The sequence below is a fragment of the Pseudoglutamicibacter cumminsii genome, assembly GCF_016907775.1.
GTDB lineage: Bacteria > Actinomycetota > Actinomycetes > Actinomycetales > Micrococcaceae > Pseudoglutamicibacter > Pseudoglutamicibacter cumminsii.
Genome location: NZ_JAFBCO010000001.1, coordinates 2,225,048 through 2,240,035, shown reverse-complemented (window position 1 = coordinate 2,240,035; position 14,988 = coordinate 2,225,048). Strand labels below are relative to the sequence as shown.

At 60.7% G+C, this 14,988-nt stretch carries 15 protein-coding genes; all 15 read left to right on the top strand.

Annotated elements, in window-relative coordinates:
- Positions 1-45 precede the first annotated feature (45 nt).
- Positions 46-1,497: a diaminopimelate decarboxylase gene (gene lysA / locus JOD50_RS10225; RefSeq protein ID WP_204881442.1), complete on the top strand. Its 1,452-nt coding sequence runs from the start codon at positions 46-48 to the stop codon at positions 1,495-1,497.
- Positions 1,498-1,615: 118 nt separating this feature from the next.
- Entirely contained in the window at positions 1,616-2,926 is a 1,311-nt protein-coding gene (locus JOD50_RS10220) for a homoserine dehydrogenase (RefSeq protein WP_204881651.1), read from the top strand.
- Complete coding sequence (gene thrC / locus JOD50_RS10215; RefSeq protein WP_204881441.1) at positions 2,927-4,054, top strand: threonine synthase; 1,128 nt, start codon at positions 2,927-2,929, stop codon at positions 4,052-4,054. It begins immediately after the preceding gene.
- 2 nt (positions 4,055-4,056) lie between these two features.
- Positions 4,057-5,151: a homoserine kinase gene (thrB, locus tag JOD50_RS10210; RefSeq protein ID WP_204881440.1), complete on the top strand. Its 1,095-nt coding sequence runs from the start codon at positions 4,057-4,059 to the stop codon at positions 5,149-5,151.
- A 271-nt stretch (positions 5,152-5,422) separates the two neighbouring features.
- The gene (gene rho / locus JOD50_RS10205; RefSeq protein ID WP_204881439.1) at positions 5,423-7,381 is read left to right on the top strand and encodes a transcription termination factor Rho; all 1,959 of its coding nucleotides are present in this window, start codon (positions 5,423-5,425) and stop codon (positions 7,379-7,381) included.
- A gap of 129 nt (positions 7,382-7,510) precedes the next feature.
- The gene (gene prfA, locus JOD50_RS10200) at positions 7,511-8,599 is read left to right on the top strand and encodes a peptide chain release factor 1 (RefSeq protein ID WP_204881438.1); all 1,089 of its coding nucleotides are present in this window, start codon (positions 7,511-7,513) and stop codon (positions 8,597-8,599) included.
- Positions 8,600-8,667: 68 nt separating this feature from the next.
- Entirely contained in the window at positions 8,668-9,600 is a 933-nt protein-coding gene (prmC, locus tag JOD50_RS10195) for a peptide chain release factor N(5)-glutamine methyltransferase (protein WP_204881437.1), read from the top strand.
- Between the two features lie 34 nt (positions 9,601-9,634).
- Complete coding sequence (locus tag JOD50_RS10190; protein WP_204881436.1) at positions 9,635-10,414, top strand: L-threonylcarbamoyladenylate synthase; 780 nt, start codon at positions 9,635-9,637, stop codon at positions 10,412-10,414.
- A complete protein-coding gene (locus JOD50_RS10185; protein ID WP_204881435.1) occupies positions 10,411-11,559 on the top strand; it encodes an MraY family glycosyltransferase in 1,149 nt (382 codons plus the stop codon). Before JOD50_RS10190 ends, JOD50_RS10185 begins: the two co-directional genes overlap by 4 nt.
- Complete coding sequence (locus JOD50_RS10180) at positions 11,560-11,994, top strand: Cg1360 family ATP-synthase-associated protein (protein ID WP_204881434.1); 435 nt, start codon at positions 11,560-11,562, stop codon at positions 11,992-11,994.
- Positions 11,995-12,006: 12 nt separating this feature from the next.
- Positions 12,007-12,261 (top strand): hypothetical protein, encoded by a 255-nt coding sequence (locus JOD50_RS10175; RefSeq protein ID WP_204881433.1) that lies wholly within the window; start codon positions 12,007-12,009, stop codon positions 12,259-12,261.
- Positions 12,262-12,355: 94 nt separating this feature from the next.
- Positions 12,356-13,165, top strand: coding sequence for a F0F1 ATP synthase subunit A (gene atpB, locus JOD50_RS10170; RefSeq protein ID WP_101629517.1), 810 nt, complete (start codon positions 12,356-12,358; stop codon positions 13,163-13,165).
- Positions 13,166-13,276: 111 nt separating this feature from the next.
- Entirely contained in the window at positions 13,277-13,489 is a 213-nt protein-coding gene (gene atpE, locus JOD50_RS10165; protein WP_204881432.1) for an ATP synthase F0 subunit C, read from the top strand.
- A gap of 81 nt (positions 13,490-13,570) precedes the next feature.
- Positions 13,571-14,116 (top strand): F0F1 ATP synthase subunit B, encoded by a 546-nt coding sequence (locus JOD50_RS10160; RefSeq protein ID WP_204881431.1) that lies wholly within the window; start codon positions 13,571-13,573, stop codon positions 14,114-14,116.
- Positions 14,116-14,928, top strand: a complete 813-nt coding sequence (locus tag JOD50_RS10155) for a F0F1 ATP synthase subunit delta (RefSeq protein WP_101629515.1) — start codon at positions 14,116-14,118, stop codon at positions 14,926-14,928. Before JOD50_RS10160 ends, JOD50_RS10155 begins: the two co-directional genes overlap by 1 nt.
- The last annotated feature ends 60 nt before the right edge of the window (positions 14,929-14,988 follow it).

Genomic DNA, 14,988 nt, shown 5'->3' with positions numbered 1-14,988 from the left:
GGGCCAACTAGCATCACTGCGAAAGACCCCATGTGAAGGACCCTGATGAGCACAACACATGCATCGCCGTTGGCGCCTGAATGGTTGACGGTCCCAGAGAACTTCAGCGACCTCGAACGCCCTAACGCGCCGCGGCTGTTCCCGCGGTCAGCTCGTCGTGACCCCTCGGGGCAGCTCGTGCTGGGCGGGGTTTCCGTGGAGACTCTTGCGCGGACGTACGGGACGCCGATCTATGTGATCGACGAGGACGAACTGCGCACCCGTGCCCGCGCTTTCAAAGAAGCGTACGATGCGGCCTTCAGTGATCTGTGCGGTGGCGCGGACGTCTACTATGCGGGCAAAGTTCTGCTGACGAGCGACGTGGTCCGCTGGGTCACCGAAGAAGGCTTGCGCATCGACACCGCGTCCGGGGGCGAGATGGGGCTCGCGCTGGCGGCTGGAGCTGATCCGACGCACATCGGTCTGCACGGCAACAACAAGTCCGATGCGGAATTGCGGCGCGCTATCGACGCTGGTGTGGGTCGTATCATCGCTGACTCGCTCGAGGAGATCGAGCGCATCAATCAGATAGCTGGAAGTCGGGGAGCGACCGCTCCTGTCATGTTGCGGTTGACCCCGGGGGTTCACGCCTCGACCCACGAGTTCATCGCGACCGCGCACGAAGACCAAAAATTCGGTCTCTCGATGACGCCGCGACCAGGTGCCGAGCTCTCGACGGCTGCGCAGGCAGTTGCACAAGCTCTCGAGGCCGAGAACATCGAGCTCATCGGGCTTCACTGCCACATCGGTTCGCAGATCTTCGAATCCGCAGGCTTCGAGGAAGCCGCCCGCCGTCTGCTCGGTTTCATCGCGTGGGTCAAGGAAACTCACGGCGTTGAACTCGCTGAACTCGACCTCGGCGGGGGCTACGGCATTGCCTACACGGAAGCCGACAGCCCACGCGAACCACACGAGATCGCCGCCGGAATAGCCGCGGTGATCCGCGAGGAAACCGAGCGCCTCAGCATCACGTGCCCGCGCATCTCGATCGAGCCGGGCCGCTCCATCGCAGGCCCCGCCGGCGTAACCCTCTACAGTGTCGGGACCATCAAGGACGTTACCGTCGAAACCGAGGCAGGGGAGTCGGCCGCCCGCCGCTACGTCTCCGTGGACGGCGGCATGTCAGATAACGCACGGCCAGTGCTGTACGACGCCGACTACTCAGCGATTCTCGCCTCACGCACATCTCACGCGCCTGGGGTTCTTTCGCGGGTTGTTGGGAAACACTGCGAATCCGGCGACATCGTGGTCCGCGACGTGTATCTACCTAACGACGTCATGCGGGGCGACATCCTGGCCGTCCCTGCGACCGGCGCATATTGCTTCGTTTTGTCATCGAACTACAACATGCTCACTCGTCCTGGCATTGTTGCTGTTAAGGGCGGTAAGCACCGGCTCATCGTGCGTGGCGAAACAGTCGATGACCTCTACGCGCGCGACCTGGGGCTTCAGAACTAGCCAGGCCTCCAAAGCCACGATCACCGAGCCACGCCCACCATCGGCCCGCCACCGCATCGAGCAGACCGAAAACTCAGCAGATGAGTTAGCAGACGAAGAATTGAGGAACCAACAACCTATGACCACCACATTGAAAGTAGCCTTGCTGGGCGCCGGAACTGTTGGGGCCGAGGTTGCCCGAATTCTGCGTCAAGATCAGGACGTTCTGCGGGAAAAGACCGGGGCTTCGCTTGAGTTGAGCCACGTGGTGGTTCGCAATACTGAAGCCGACCGCGGCCCCTGGATTGACCGCGGCATCATCTCCGCGGATGCTTCAGCAGCCATCGCCGATGCGGATGTCGTCATCGAACTCATGGGCGGCATCGAACCGGCTAAGAGCTACATCGTTGAGGCGCTCTCCGCGGGCAAGGATGTGGTCACGGGGAACAAGGCGCTCATCGCGGAATCCGGCGCGGAGCTCAACGCGCTCGCACGCGAAAAGGGGGCGCAACTGTTCTATGAGGCCGCCGTGGCCGGCGCGATCCCGATCCTGCGCCCGATCTACGAATCCCTCGCCGGCGACAACATCACCTCAGTCATGGGGATCGTCAACGGCTCAACCAACTACATCCTCGACAAGATGGACCGCGAAGGTGCGTCGCTGGATGCCGTGATGGAGGAAGCCTCCGCTCTGGGTTACCTCGAAGCGGACCCTTCGGCCGACGTCGACGGCCACGACGCCGCCGCCAAGGCCGCGATCCTTGCGACCTACGCATTCGGAACGCCATACACGATCGACCAGGTGTACACGGAAGGCATCCGCTCCGTCACGGCGGGCGACGTCAAGGCCGCCCAGGAGAACAACCAGGTCATCAAGCTACTCGCGATCGTCAACAAGACCGAGACCGGCGTGAGCATGCGCGTCCACCCAGCGCTCATTTCACGCGAACACCCGCTCGCTGCCGTACATGGCGCGTTTAACGCGGTGTTCGTCGAAGCTGAAAACGCTGGCCAGCTCATGTTCTACGGTGCCGGTGCAGGCGGGGCCCCTACCGCATCGGCCGTCATGGGCGACGTCGTGACCGCCGTGCGTCAACGCATCAGCGGAACCGCCGTCCAGCCGTTCACCCTTCCGGAAGGCCTACCAGCCCTCACGATTGACGACACCGTGACCCGCTACGCGATCGGCATCGAGGCTGACGACACCACGGGTGTTCTCGCTCAGATCGCCCAGACGTTCGCTCAGCACGGCGTTTCGATCGAATCGATGAAGCAGGACTCGCTCGCGGTTGAGGACGCGGAACAAGCCGGTGAGCCTCGCGCTCTGCTGCGCCTCATTACTCACGCCGCCCAGGAATTCGGTTTCGCGGCGACCGTTGAAGACCTTAAGAAATTGGACGTGGTCCGGGGCATCTCCTCGGTTCTGCGCGTTGAAGGAGGAGAAGCCTAAATGGCTCACCAGTGGCGCGGCGTGATCCGCGAATACGCAGACCGCCTACCGATCAGCAAGGACGATCGCATCGTTACGCTCGGCGAAGGCGGAACACCGCTGGTGTATGCGCCGGCTTTGTCGGAAGAGACCGGTAACGAGGTCTACCTCAAGGTCGAGGGAATGAACCCGACCGGTTCCTTCAAGGACCGCGGCATGACGATGGCGATCACGGCCGCCGTGAACGACGGCGCCAAGGCCGTTGTGTGCGCCTCGACGGGTAACACCTCGGCTTCCGCGGCGGCTTACGCGAAGCAGGCTGGGCTGACGTGTGCGGTTTTGGTTCCGGACGGCAAGATCTCGATGGGTAAGCTCTCGCAGGCGATCGCTCACGGCGCGCAGATCATCCAGATTGACGGCAACTTCGATAACTGCCTCGACGTTGCGCGGAAGCTTTCGGAGTCGTATCCGGTGTTCCTGGTGAACTCGGTCAACCCGAACCGCATTGAGGGTCAGAAGACGGGTGCGTTCGAGGTCGTGGACTTCTTGGGTGACGCCCCTGATTATCACCTCTTGCCGGTCGGTAACGCGGGCAATATCACCGCGTACTGGAAGGGCTACAAGGAGTACGCGAACAAGACCGAGAACCATCACGGTGAGGTGCTCGAGCCGGTGGCGACCAAGACCCCGATCATGTGGGGTTTCCAGGCTGAGGGTGCGGCGCCGATCGTCAAGGGCCACCCTGTGCTTGAGCCAGAGACCGTGGCGACCGCGATCCGCATCGGTAACCCGGCGTCGTGGAAGCAGGCTGAATCGGCCCGCGATGAGTCCGGCGGCCTGATCGATTCCGTGACCGATGAGCAGATTCTTGAGGCTCACCGCTGGCTTTCTTCGCGTGAGGGGGTCTTTGTTGAGCCGGCTTCCGCATCGGGCGCTGCTGGCCTTTTGAAGATGCACCGCGCGGGCAAGGCGCCGCAGGGTAAGACGATTGTGATCACCGTGACGGGCCATGGCCTCAAGGATCCGGAGTGGGCCGTGAAGTCTGCGCCGGCTGAGGAAGCGGCCCCGCGTCAGTTGCCGTTCGATGTGCATACGGTTGCTGAGGCTTTGGGCTTGGTTTCTGCAGGCGAGGCTGGCGGCGACGCGTAGCCATGATGTGTGACGTTGAGCCGGTTCGTGATGAGCACGGTCGTTTGATGCTGGTGGCGGGCCGCGCCGTGACGGTACGCGTCCCCGCTACCAGCGCTAACCTGGGGCCTGGATATGACAGCCTGGGGCTTGCGCTCGGTTACGGCGATCGCTTGATGGTGCGCACGCGTCAGGAGCCGGGTGTTTCGGTTGAGATGACCGGCGAGGGCGCCGAAACGTTGCCGCGGGATGAGTCTCACCTTGTTGTGAAGACGATGCGCCGCACGTGGGCTGATCTTGGCGTTGCCGCCGATGTGGTGGATGCGGTTGGTCTTGAGCTGGTTGCTGAGAACCGGATTCCGCATGGCCGCGGCCAAGGGTCTTCCGCTGCGGCGATCGTGAGCGCTGTTTTCGCGGCGGCGGGTTTGGCCGGTTTTGATGTTGACCGGGAACGTGACGTTTTGTTCCAACTCGCGGCGCATTATGAAGGACATCCGGATAACGTCGCGCCGGCGGTATACGGCGGCTATACGATGTCGTTCGCTGAGGACGCGGTCGATCTGTCTGAGCCGCGCACTGTTGACGAAGCCAGCGCGGCTGGTGAGGAATCCGATGCGGCTGTAGGGTGCGGGGCGACGTTGAGTCCCGTTGCGGGAGGCGAGTTTTCCACGGTTGCGGCGCGGGTTCACGCGCAGTTGACGCCTGTGGTCGCGGTTCCGGAGACGACGTTGTCCACGGATGCTGCACGCAGTTTGTTGCCGGCGGTTGTGGATCATGCCGATGCGGCTGCTGACGCTGGCCGTGCCTCGCTTTTGACATATGCGATCACGCAGGATCCGCGTTGTCTGATGAGGGCTACCCGGGATTGGTTGCATCAGCGTTATCGCGAGGAAGCGATGCCAGAATCGGCGCAACTGGTGCGCGCCGCGCGAGCGGCAGGGTGCGCAGCCGTGATTTCAGGGGCCGGGCCAACGGTCTTGGTGCTGGCACATGGTGAAATCCATGCAGACGCAGCGTTAAAGGTTTTGAAAGAGAACACCTCGGGAGGTGGCTGGGACGTGTTTATGCCTGGTCTCGACGAGCGAGGTGTTATGGTTGAGGTGTATCGGAACGCTTGATGAGCGTATGAGATACATGTTCCACCGAAGTTCCGGCGTCATAAGCGTGCGCGCGCTGACGTGTGAAAGGAACATTCATCGGGTGGATGGGGATCCTCCTCCGTCCCGGCGTAGCTACGGGTAAGGCTTAGCTACCGGTGATGTGTCTTGTGTGATTCCCTTTGCTGTGACCTTCATTTCTGGGGTCCAGTATGACCAAATTTTCCCAATAAGCACAGCTTCGACAAGCGATTTGCGTGAAGTGTGCATGTGACGAGGGGAAGGAACCTTCGTGTCCCAAACCACCGCCGAGAACACCGGCGCATCTGTTGAACAGACTGAAACGAAAGCTAAGGCTCCAGCGAAGAAGGCTTCTGGAGGTCTGTCTTCCTTGAAGTTGGCTCAGCTTCAAGAATTGGCTTCGCAGCTGGGTATCACTGGTGCCCGTCGCCTCCGTAAGGCTGACCTGGTGGCCAAGATTCAGGATCATCAGCGTGGCGGTGCCGTGGCTGACCGTGAGGCCGCTAAGAAGAAGGAAGAAGCTCAGAAGGCTCAAAAAGCCGAGCAGGAAGCTAAGAACGAAACTCAGAAGAAGGACTCTAAGAAGGGTCAAGCCGCTAAGGCTGAAACCTCTGAGGGTGAGTCTACTTCCGCAAAGAAGTCTGATGCTTCGGCTAAGGACGCTGACTCTGCTGATGAGTCCGCACGTTCTGTTCGCGGCCGTCGTCGCCGCTCGTCCGCGGCTCCTGCTGGTGCCCCTTTGAAGGGGGAGAAGCAAGCTGGCGAGGACTCTTCGTCCCGCGACGGTGACAAGTCGCATGACGAGAAGAACCACGCCGAGAAGAACCACTCCGAGAAGCGCCAGAACGAGAGTGAATCGGGTGAGGACTCCTCCGAGGACTCGAATAACGAGGGCGGCCGTAACCGTCGAGAAACCCGCAATCAGCGTAACCGTCGCAACCGTCGTGGACGTGACCGCGATAACAACAACGACGATCAGCGCAACAACCGCCGTGACCGCCAGCGCAACAATCGTCGCAACCGCGGCCGCAACCAGATCGAGGTTGAGGACACCGAGCTCACCGAGGACGACGTGCTCGCACCAGTCGCCGGCATCCTCGACGTCATGGATAACTACGCGTTCATCCGGACCTCCGGCTATCTGCCTGGCCCGAACGATGTGTACGTAACCATGAAGCAGGTTCGCCAGTACAACCTGCGCAAGGGTGACGCCGTCGTCGGCGCTATCCGTGCCCCACGTGACGGTGAAAACAACAACGAGGGCTACAACGGCAACAACAGGCGTAACCGCTACACGCCGCTCATCAAGCTCGCGACCGTCAACGGTGTTCCGGCTGATGAGAACAAAGAGCGCGTGAACTTCAACAAGCTCGTTCCTCTCTACCCGGAGGAGCGCCTGCGCCTCGAATCCGGCGCCAAGTCGGTTGGTCCGCGCATCATCGACCTCGTTGCACCGATCGGTAAGGGCCAGCGTGGCCTCATCGTTTCCCCGCCGAAGGCTGGTAAGACGATGATCCTTCAGTCGATCGCTGACTCGATCAAGAAGAATAACCCTGAGGTTCACCTCATGATGGTTCTTGTTGATGAGCGTCCTGAAGAAGTGACCGACATGCAGCGCACCGTGGACGGCGAAGTGATCGCTTCGACGTTCGACCGCCCTGCCGAAGACCACACGACCGTTGCTGAACTCGCGATCGAACGCGCTAAGCGTCTCGTTGAGCAGGGTCGCGACGTCGTGGTTCTCCTGGACTCGATGACCCGCCTGGGCCGCGCCTACAACCAGGCCGCACCAGCATCGGGCCGTATCCTCTCCGGTGGTGTCGACGCGGCAGCGCTGTACCCTCCGAAGCGTTTCTTCGGTGCCGCACGCAACATCGAAAACGGTGGATCGCTCACGATCCTCGCGACCGCCCTGGTCGAAACCGGATCCAAGATGGACGAGGTCATTTTCGAAGAGTTCAAGGGCACCGGCAACATGGAGCTGCGTCTCTCGCGCAGCCTCGCCGAGAAGCGCATCTTCCCGGCCGTGGACGTCAACGCGTCCTCGACCCGCCGCGAAGAGAACCTGCTTTCGCCTGAGGAACTCAAGATCATGTGGCGTCTGCGCCGCGTGCTTTCGAGCCTCGAACCGCAGCAGGCACTTGAACTTCTGACGACCAAGATCAAGGAAACCGCATCGAACGCGGAATTCTTGATGGTGGTCAACCGCACCACTCTGGACGGCAAGTAGCCGCGTAACAACGCTCCTGGTGGGAGGCACACGACGTGCCTCCCACAAGGAGCGTTTGTTCTACCCTGGTGTACTAAGACCTGGTGCTTTATAGCAGACCACCGCGAGCCAATGAACGTAGGAAACACGATGAGTGAAACGAACGACCCGATCCAAGCGATCCTGGACGAATATGAGCAGTTGCAGAAGCGGCTTTCTGACCCGGACGTGTACTCGGATCAGGGGATGGCGCGTAAGCTAGGCCGCCGTTCGGCTGAACTGCGCCCCATCGTCGAGACGCACAACAAGCTTGAGCAGGCCCGCGAAGACCACGAGGCCGCTGCCGAGATGGCTGAACTTGACGAAGAGTTCGCGGCGGAAGCGAAAGAGCTCGAGGCACAGATCCCGGAGCTCGAAGAGAAACTGCGTCGTTTGTTGATCCCGCGTGACCCTAACGATGGCCGCGACGCGATCCTCGAAGTCAAGGGCGGCGAAGGCGGCGAGGAAGCCGCTCTGTTCGCTGGCGACTTGCTGCGAATGTACATCCGTTATGCGGAAAACCGCGGCTGGAAGACCGAAATGCTCTCAGCTACCGAATCTGATCTGGGCGGCTATAAAGACGCGCAGGTTGCGATCAAGGGCACCGGCAGTGAGCCAGCCGAAGGCGTCTACGCCGCGCTCAAGTTCGAAGGTGGCGTGCACCGCGTTCAGCGTGTTCCGGTGACGGAATCTCAGGGCCGTGTTCACACCTCGGCGGCGGGCGTTCTGGTGTTCCCGGAAGTTGATGAACCTGAAGAGATCGAGATTCACGATAACGATCTCAAGATCGACGTCTACCGTTCCTCTGGCCCGGGCGGTCAGTCCGTCAACACGACCGACTCGGCCGTGCGCATTACCCACTTGCCAACCGGCATCGTGGTTGCGATGCAGAACGAGAAATCGCAGATCCAGAACCGCGCAGCCGCTATGCGTGTTCTGCGTTCGCGTCTGCTTGCGCACCAGCAGGAGCAGATCGAAGCCGAACAAGCCGATCAGCGCCGTTCCCAGGTCCGCACGATGGACCGTTCCGAGCGCATCCGCACCTACAACTTCCCGGAGAACCGCATCGCGGATCACCGCACGGGATACAAGGCCTACAACCTCGACGCTGTGCTCGATGGTGACCTGCAGGCCGTCATCGATTCCTCCATCGAAATGGATGAAGCCGAACGCCTAGCCCACGTGGGCGAAGGTAAATAAAACGCCCGGAGCCTGCGGATATGCCTGTTCCTTCCGATACGGGGGCAACTCCTCCCGACGCGGGAGCCATGCCTTTGGATCTGGGGGCCGCGCTCGGGTGGGCGAGTGCCCGGCTCGCTGAGGCTGGGGTCTCGTCGCCAGCTGTCGATGCGCAGTGGCTTGCCGCGCACGCGATGGGTGTTTCGCGCGGCGAGCTGATGGCCGCTTCGCTTCGCGGGGCACCCACACCGGCAGGATTTGAGCAGTTGGTTGAGCGGCGTTGTAGCCGCGAGCCGCTCCAACACATTGTGGGTTCTGCAGGCTTTTATGGGCTCGAGCTAGAAGTGGGCCCTGGTGTTTTCGTTCCTCGCCCGGAGACCGAAGTGTTGGTCGAACACGCGTTGAAGCTGTTGCCGGCGGTGGCCGCTACGTGCGCTTCGCAACGGGTTCGGATTGCCGACTGGTGCACAGGATCGGGCGCGATCGCTGCGGCGTTGGCTGCTCACGCAGCCGATACGGTCAATGCAACCGGTGTGGTGAGCGCCTCGTCAGTGGGTTCCGAAACGCTCGTCAGCATTGAAGCGGTAGAAGCGAGCGCGGAAGCCGCGCCCTACGCCCGCAGGAACCTTACGGGCACGGGTGTTGATCTCATCGAAGCTGACATATTCGCCCATTACCAAAACAAACCGGCGTCTCTGGATATGGTGTGCGTCAATCCGCCATATGTTCCTGATGCTTCACCGATCAGCGACATCGAAACACAACATTTCGACCCCCACACCGCGTTATATGGGGGAGGGGGAGACGGATTGAGCCTCCCATTCGCAGTGCTCCAGCTGGCGGCCCGCACTGTACGCGGTGGAGGTGTGGTGCTCATGGAACACGCTGAAGAGCAAGGCGCCCAACTGAGGTCTGCCGCTGCCGCAAGCGGAGCCTTCAACCGCACGCAAACGCTAGCTGACCTCACGGGCCGGGACCGCATCACCATCATGTGGCGCACCGAAGCTGAAGCCATCATCTGAACGAATCAGCCGCGGGAATGAAAGAATAGGAAGCGTGAGCACTACATACGATCTGACTGACCCTCAAGAGCGCGCCGACGGTATCGCGCGAGCAACCGAAACGCTCGGTGCTAGGGGTCTGGTCGTCATGCCCACTGACACGGTCTACGGTGTCGCGGCAGACGCGTTCAGCCCGCAGGCGGTCGCGACCCTTCTGGCAGCAAAAGGCCGAGGCCGGCACATGCCGCCGCCTGTTCTCATCCCGCGTCCAGAAACACTCCAGGGGCTCGCGACGGACGTCCCCGAAGGCGCCGTGGCCCTCGCGGAGAAGTTCTGGCCCGGAGCGTTGACTTTGATTTTGATGGCGCAACCCTCGCTGACGTGGGACCTAGGTGAAACCCGGGGAACCGTCGCGTTGCGCATGCCGGACCATCCAGATGCCCTTGAACTTTTGTCACAGACGGGCCCGCTCGCTGTTTCGAGCGCCAACCGCTCGGGAATGCCCGCCGCGATGAGCGCGCACCAAGCCCAGGACATGCTGGGCGACTCGGTGGCCGTGTATCTCGAAGGTGTTGCGCGTTCCGAAAGCGAGCAGGCACCTACCGAGCAGGCACCTAGCGAGACTGAACCTAGAGACCCGGCGCCGCCGTCGACCATTGTTGACTACACCGTGACGCCGCCGCGCGTCGTCCGTGCCGGCGCCATCAGCGTCGAGAAGCTACGAGAAGCCGACCAGACCATCCTCGACATCGAGGGCAACGCTGCTCCGGCAACCAACCCTGCTCCGCAAACCCAGCAGGACACACAAGATCCAGGGGAGACGCTCGAACAATGAGGGTCTACCTTCTGCTCGCCGCGCTAGCGTTCGTGACATCCGCGACGCTCACACCAGTCTTACGCGCGATAGGTAAACGCACCATGGCGGATATCCCGGTGCGTGCCCGCGACGTCCATTCCGAGAAAATCCCTAAACTCGGTGGTGTTTCGATGATCCTCGCGTTCCTCGTTGCGCTGGCAGCTTCGACTCAGGCACCGTTTCTGACTGGCGTCTTCATCCGGCCCGATGTGGTCGCCGGGTTGGCCTTAGCCTTCATCGTGATCTTGATCGTGGGTGTTGCCGACGACCTCTATGAACTGCGCTGGTACTACAAGCTGATCGGTCAGCTCGCGGCCTCGCTCATCATGGCGGTTTCCGGTGTTCGGCTTGAGGTCCTGCCTGTCGGGTGGGTTCAGATCGACTCGGTCGTGTGGCAGATCGGTGCCGCAATGTTCTTGATGATCATGACGATGAACGCCATCAACTTTGTTGACGGCCTCGACGGTCTTGCCGCCGGAACCGCGGCGATCGGCGCGTCTGCTTTCTTCGTGTATTGCTACACGCTTGCCCGGCAGGTCAACCAGTATGACCATGCGAACCTTGGTGCCCTCTTGATGGCGATCCTGCTCGGATCATCGCTAGGGTTCTTGATCCATAACTTCAACCCCGCCAAGATCTTCATGGGAGAATCGGGCGCGATGATGATCGGCCTTGTCATGTCGGTCGCGACCATCGTGGTCACCGCCGACCTGCGCGCCCTCGACGGTGAACGGTTCCGCAACATCCCGGCCTACATGCCGATTGTGTTGCCGATCGCGGTGATCGCGTTGCCGCTGGTTGACTTGTTCCTCTCAGTTTTGCGGCGTGCTGCACGAGGCCGTTCACCGTTTACAGCCGACCGCGGGCACCTGCATCACCGTCTCATCGACGGCGGCTACACGCACCGCGGCGCAGTCTTGCTTTTGTATTTGTGGAGCGCGATCGTCGCATTCGGGGCGATCCTGATCAACCGTCTTCCTGCTGGCATTATTTTGCCGATATGGGCTGTTTTGTTGCTTGGAGCAGGAATTTTGACGGTCCATCCGTGGATTAGACGCCGCCTCGCACATCGGACCGAAGCCGAACACAAGAAGCTACATATTCGACGGAAGGGACGCGTCTAAATGACGAAGCCTCAGCCGAACCTCATTACCGAAGCTTCGGACTCGACCTCGTTCCCATGGCTCAAAGTCCTGGGTTATTCCGCGGCCGCCGGGGGAGGGGTAGCAGTCCTCATCGTGATTCTCGGCGCCATCTTCGCTGGCCTTCCGGGTGCCTTTTCAGCGTTCGCTGCGGCAGTCGTCGTCATGGTGTTTTTCGCGATCTCACTGCTAGTGGCGCACGTTGTCAGCAAAACCAAACCAGACGCCGTTCTTGCAGCCTTCATGATCACGTACGTCGTCAAAGTCATCGCATTCGGGTTCCTGTTGCTCATCCAACCGGATGAAAGCTGGTTCTCACGCGGATGGGCCGTCGCAGGCGCTATAGGGGCGTTCGTCGCGTGGCAGGCCGCAGAGATGGTCACGCTTATGAAAGTCCGCCAAAGGGTCTACAACTAGCGAGTGGAAAACATGGCAAAAAAGAAACTCAATTCGACACAACGCGGCTACGGGCCGCAAGATGCCGCGGAACATCCAGTACGCGAATACATCACCTACCTCTTGGGCGGGATCATCGCCTTTGGTTTGATAGGATGGTTCGCGGGTATGGCCCTGGACCGATCGTGGCTACTGTTCGCAGGAGCCGGGTTCGGTGCCGTGGCCGGGCTCTATATCGCATGGCGTCACCACGTGGACCGTCGCCGGGAAGCCGGACGCCTGAAATAGACCAAACCCCAGCACGAGTCTCCGCGCATCACGATGATCATCACTGATGAGTTTCGTGCGGAGACAGCCGTACAGCTTCTAGAGAGGAAACGCGTTGATCGCGCTTGCGCTTTCCACAGCCGCCGGTTCCGACGGTTTCACCCCACCAACCATCGATGACCTCCACCTTCCGGAGATTATCCCGTGGGGCGCCGAATACGGCACCGGTTTTGGTAAGCAGATGCTTGTTGTTCTGCTAACTGTTTTGCTCCTCTCGTGGTTCTTTGTCGCTGCAGCACGCAAGCGGCAGATGATTCCAGGCCGCTTCCAGTTCTTCGGTGAAGGCTTCTACTCCTTCGTCCGGAACTCAGTGGGCCGTGACATGCTCGGCGAAAAGGAATTCCGCAAGTACACACCACTCCTCGTGGCGTTGTTTGCGTTTGTCCTTGTCAGCAACCTGATGGGCGCTGTGCCCTTCATCCAACTGCCCACCACGTCACACGTCGGCACAGCGTACGCGCTAGCCGGCATCGTGTACCTCTACTGGATTTACCTGGGCTTCAAGACCCACGGGATTGGCTACTTCAAGGTCGCACTCATGCCATCGGGTGTGCCGTGGCCTTTCTATTTCCTTGTGATCCCGATCGAGATCGTTTCGACGTTCTTGGTTCGTCCAATGACGCACTCGCTGCGTCTGTTCGCGACCATGCTTTCGGGTCACATGATCGTTGCGCTTGCTGGCTCAGCGATGAACTTCATGTTCCTGAAGATGGGTGAGTGGTACGGATATCCACTCGGTGTGCTCGTCTTCATCGGTGCAGTAGGTATGTTCCTCTTCGAGATCTTCATCATGGTTCTGCAGGCATACGTCTTTGCCCTGCTGACCGCGGTGTATATCCAGAGCTCGATCGCGGAAGCCCACTAGCATCAACCAACAAACTGCCTTATAGCGAAAAGTTATAAGGAAGACCATCCGCCCTTGTCCGCGGATCCCTAAAACCAGTTCACAAACCGCGGACACCGTGAAAGGAAAATCATGCAGATCTCCGGAAACCTCAACGCCATCGGCTACGGTCTCTCCGCCATCGGTGGTGGTATTGGCGTGGGCCTCGTGTTCGCTGCCTTCATCCAGGGTGTCGCACGCCAGCCGGAACTCCAGAACAAGCTGCAGCCACTCGCCTTCATGGGCCTGGCATTTACCGAGGCACTTGCAATTCTGGGTCTCGTCTTCGCGTTCGTCTGGAAGTAATCGCGTGACTTCTCCTTGGGCTATCAAGGCACAAGGGAAAACCACGCTGATGCACCATTACGCAAGAAAGACGGGTGAAACATGGATAACGCAGTGATCCTCGCGGCTGGCGCCGCTAATCCGCTGCTGCCGAACTGGTGGGAGGTGCTCGTCACCCTCGTCGGCTTCCTGGTTCTGCTGATCATCGTCGGCAAGGTAGCCACCCCGATGTTCGAGAAGACCTTCGAAGAGCGCACCGCAGCTATCGAAGGTGGCATCCAGAAGGCAGAAGCTGCACAGGCTGAAGCCGAGGCTGCGAAAGCTGAATACCAGCAGCAGCTGCAGGAAGCCCGCACCGAAGCAAACCGCATCCGTGAGGAAGCGCGCGCTGAGGGTGCACAGATCCTTGCTGAGATGAAGGCTAAGGCCGCCGATGATGCAGCACGCATCACCGAGCAGGCACACGCCAGCATCCAGGCAGAGCGCGTTGCTGCTCAGGCCTCCCTCCGCACTGAGGTGGGCACGTTGGCAACCGACCTCGCTTCGAAGATCGTCGGTGAAGCACTCGAAGACGACGCACGTTCGCAGCGCGTTGTTGACCGCTTCCTCGCTGACCTCGAAGCACAGCAGCAGGGGGCGTCGAACTAATGGCAACTGCGACGAACGAGGCGCTGGCAAACGCGCTGGCAGCACTCGAGTCTTCGGCCGCTACCGCCGAGCTTTCCTGGGCGACCGATCTTTTCGGCGCCCTGAACGTCATCGACGAGAATGCAGCTTTGCGCCGTGCGCTGACGGACCCATCGCGGGAACCGGAAGCCCGAGCTGGCCTGGTGCGTACCCTCTTCGGAGAGCGTATCGGTGATAAGGCTCGTGAGGTCCTCGAGGGGCTGGCGCGCTCGCGCTTCTCCACCGAGCGGGACCTAGGCGACACCCTCGAACTCGTCGCCGCCATCACCGCGACGACCGTTGCCGAAAAGGCAGACGGCGCCGCTGGACTGGACAAACTCCAGACCGAGCTGCTCGGTTTCGTTGATCTGGTCGCTTCCGATCACGAGCTCCAGTGGGCTCTCACTGATCCGCAGGCACCAGTCGACGCGAAGGTTGAGCTCGCACAGAAGCTTGTTCCACAGGCATCTGATGTGACCCGCACACTGTTGGCGCAGGCGGTATCTCACCCTCGCGGTTTGCGACCTACCGCATTGGTAGAGCGCTTCGCCGAAATCGCGGCACACCGGCAGCAGCGTTTCATCGCTACGGTGAGTGTGACCCGTCCGCTGACCGATTCGCAGCGCGAACGACTACAGGCAGGGCTGAACTCAATGTACGGTCGCGAACTTCGCCTCAACGAAGTGATCGACCCAGCCGTTGTAGGTGGCGTTCGCATTGTCGTAGGCGATGAAGTGGTTGACGCAACCGCTGCTAGCCGCCTGGCAGATTTACGCCGCAAGCTCGCAAGCTAAGTTCGCAACCGAGTAGTTTTAAAAGCATGACGTCCCTTCGACCGGCAGGAAACCGGTAGG

Excerpts from the sequence above, each read along its gene's own strand:
- lysA (WP_204881442.1), top strand. The coding sequence starts at position 46 with ATGAGCACAACACATGCATCGCCGTTGGCGCCTGAATGGTTGACGGTC.
- JOD50_RS10220 (WP_204881651.1), top strand. The coding sequence starts at position 1,616 with ATGACCACCACATTGAAAGTAGCCTTGCTGGGCGCCGGAACTGTTGGG.
- thrC (WP_204881441.1), top strand. The coding sequence starts at position 2,927 with ATGGCTCACCAGTGGCGCGGCGTGATCCGCGAATACGCAGACCGCCTA.
- thrB (WP_204881440.1), top strand. The coding sequence starts at position 4,057 with ATGATGTGTGACGTTGAGCCGGTTCGTGATGAGCACGGTCGTTTGATG.
- prfA (WP_204881438.1), top strand. The coding sequence starts at position 7,511 with ATGAGTGAAACGAACGACCCGATCCAAGCGATCCTGGACGAATATGAG.
- prmC (WP_204881437.1), top strand. The coding sequence starts at position 8,668 with ATGCCTTTGGATCTGGGGGCCGCGCTCGGGTGGGCGAGTGCCCGGCTC.
- JOD50_RS10185 (WP_204881435.1), top strand. The coding sequence starts at position 10,411 with ATGAGGGTCTACCTTCTGCTCGCCGCGCTAGCGTTCGTGACATCCGCG.
- JOD50_RS10180 (WP_204881434.1), top strand. The coding sequence starts at position 11,560 with ATGACGAAGCCTCAGCCGAACCTCATTACCGAAGCTTCGGACTCGACC.
- JOD50_RS10175 (WP_204881433.1), top strand. The coding sequence starts at position 12,007 with ATGGCAAAAAAGAAACTCAATTCGACACAACGCGGCTACGGGCCGCAA.
- atpE (WP_204881432.1), top strand. The coding sequence starts at position 13,277 with ATGCAGATCTCCGGAAACCTCAACGCCATCGGCTACGGTCTCTCCGCC.
- JOD50_RS10160 (WP_204881431.1), top strand. The coding sequence starts at position 13,571 with ATGGATAACGCAGTGATCCTCGCGGCTGGCGCCGCTAATCCGCTGCTG.
- JOD50_RS10155 (WP_101629515.1), top strand. The coding sequence starts at position 14,116 with ATGGCAACTGCGACGAACGAGGCGCTGGCAAACGCGCTGGCAGCACTC.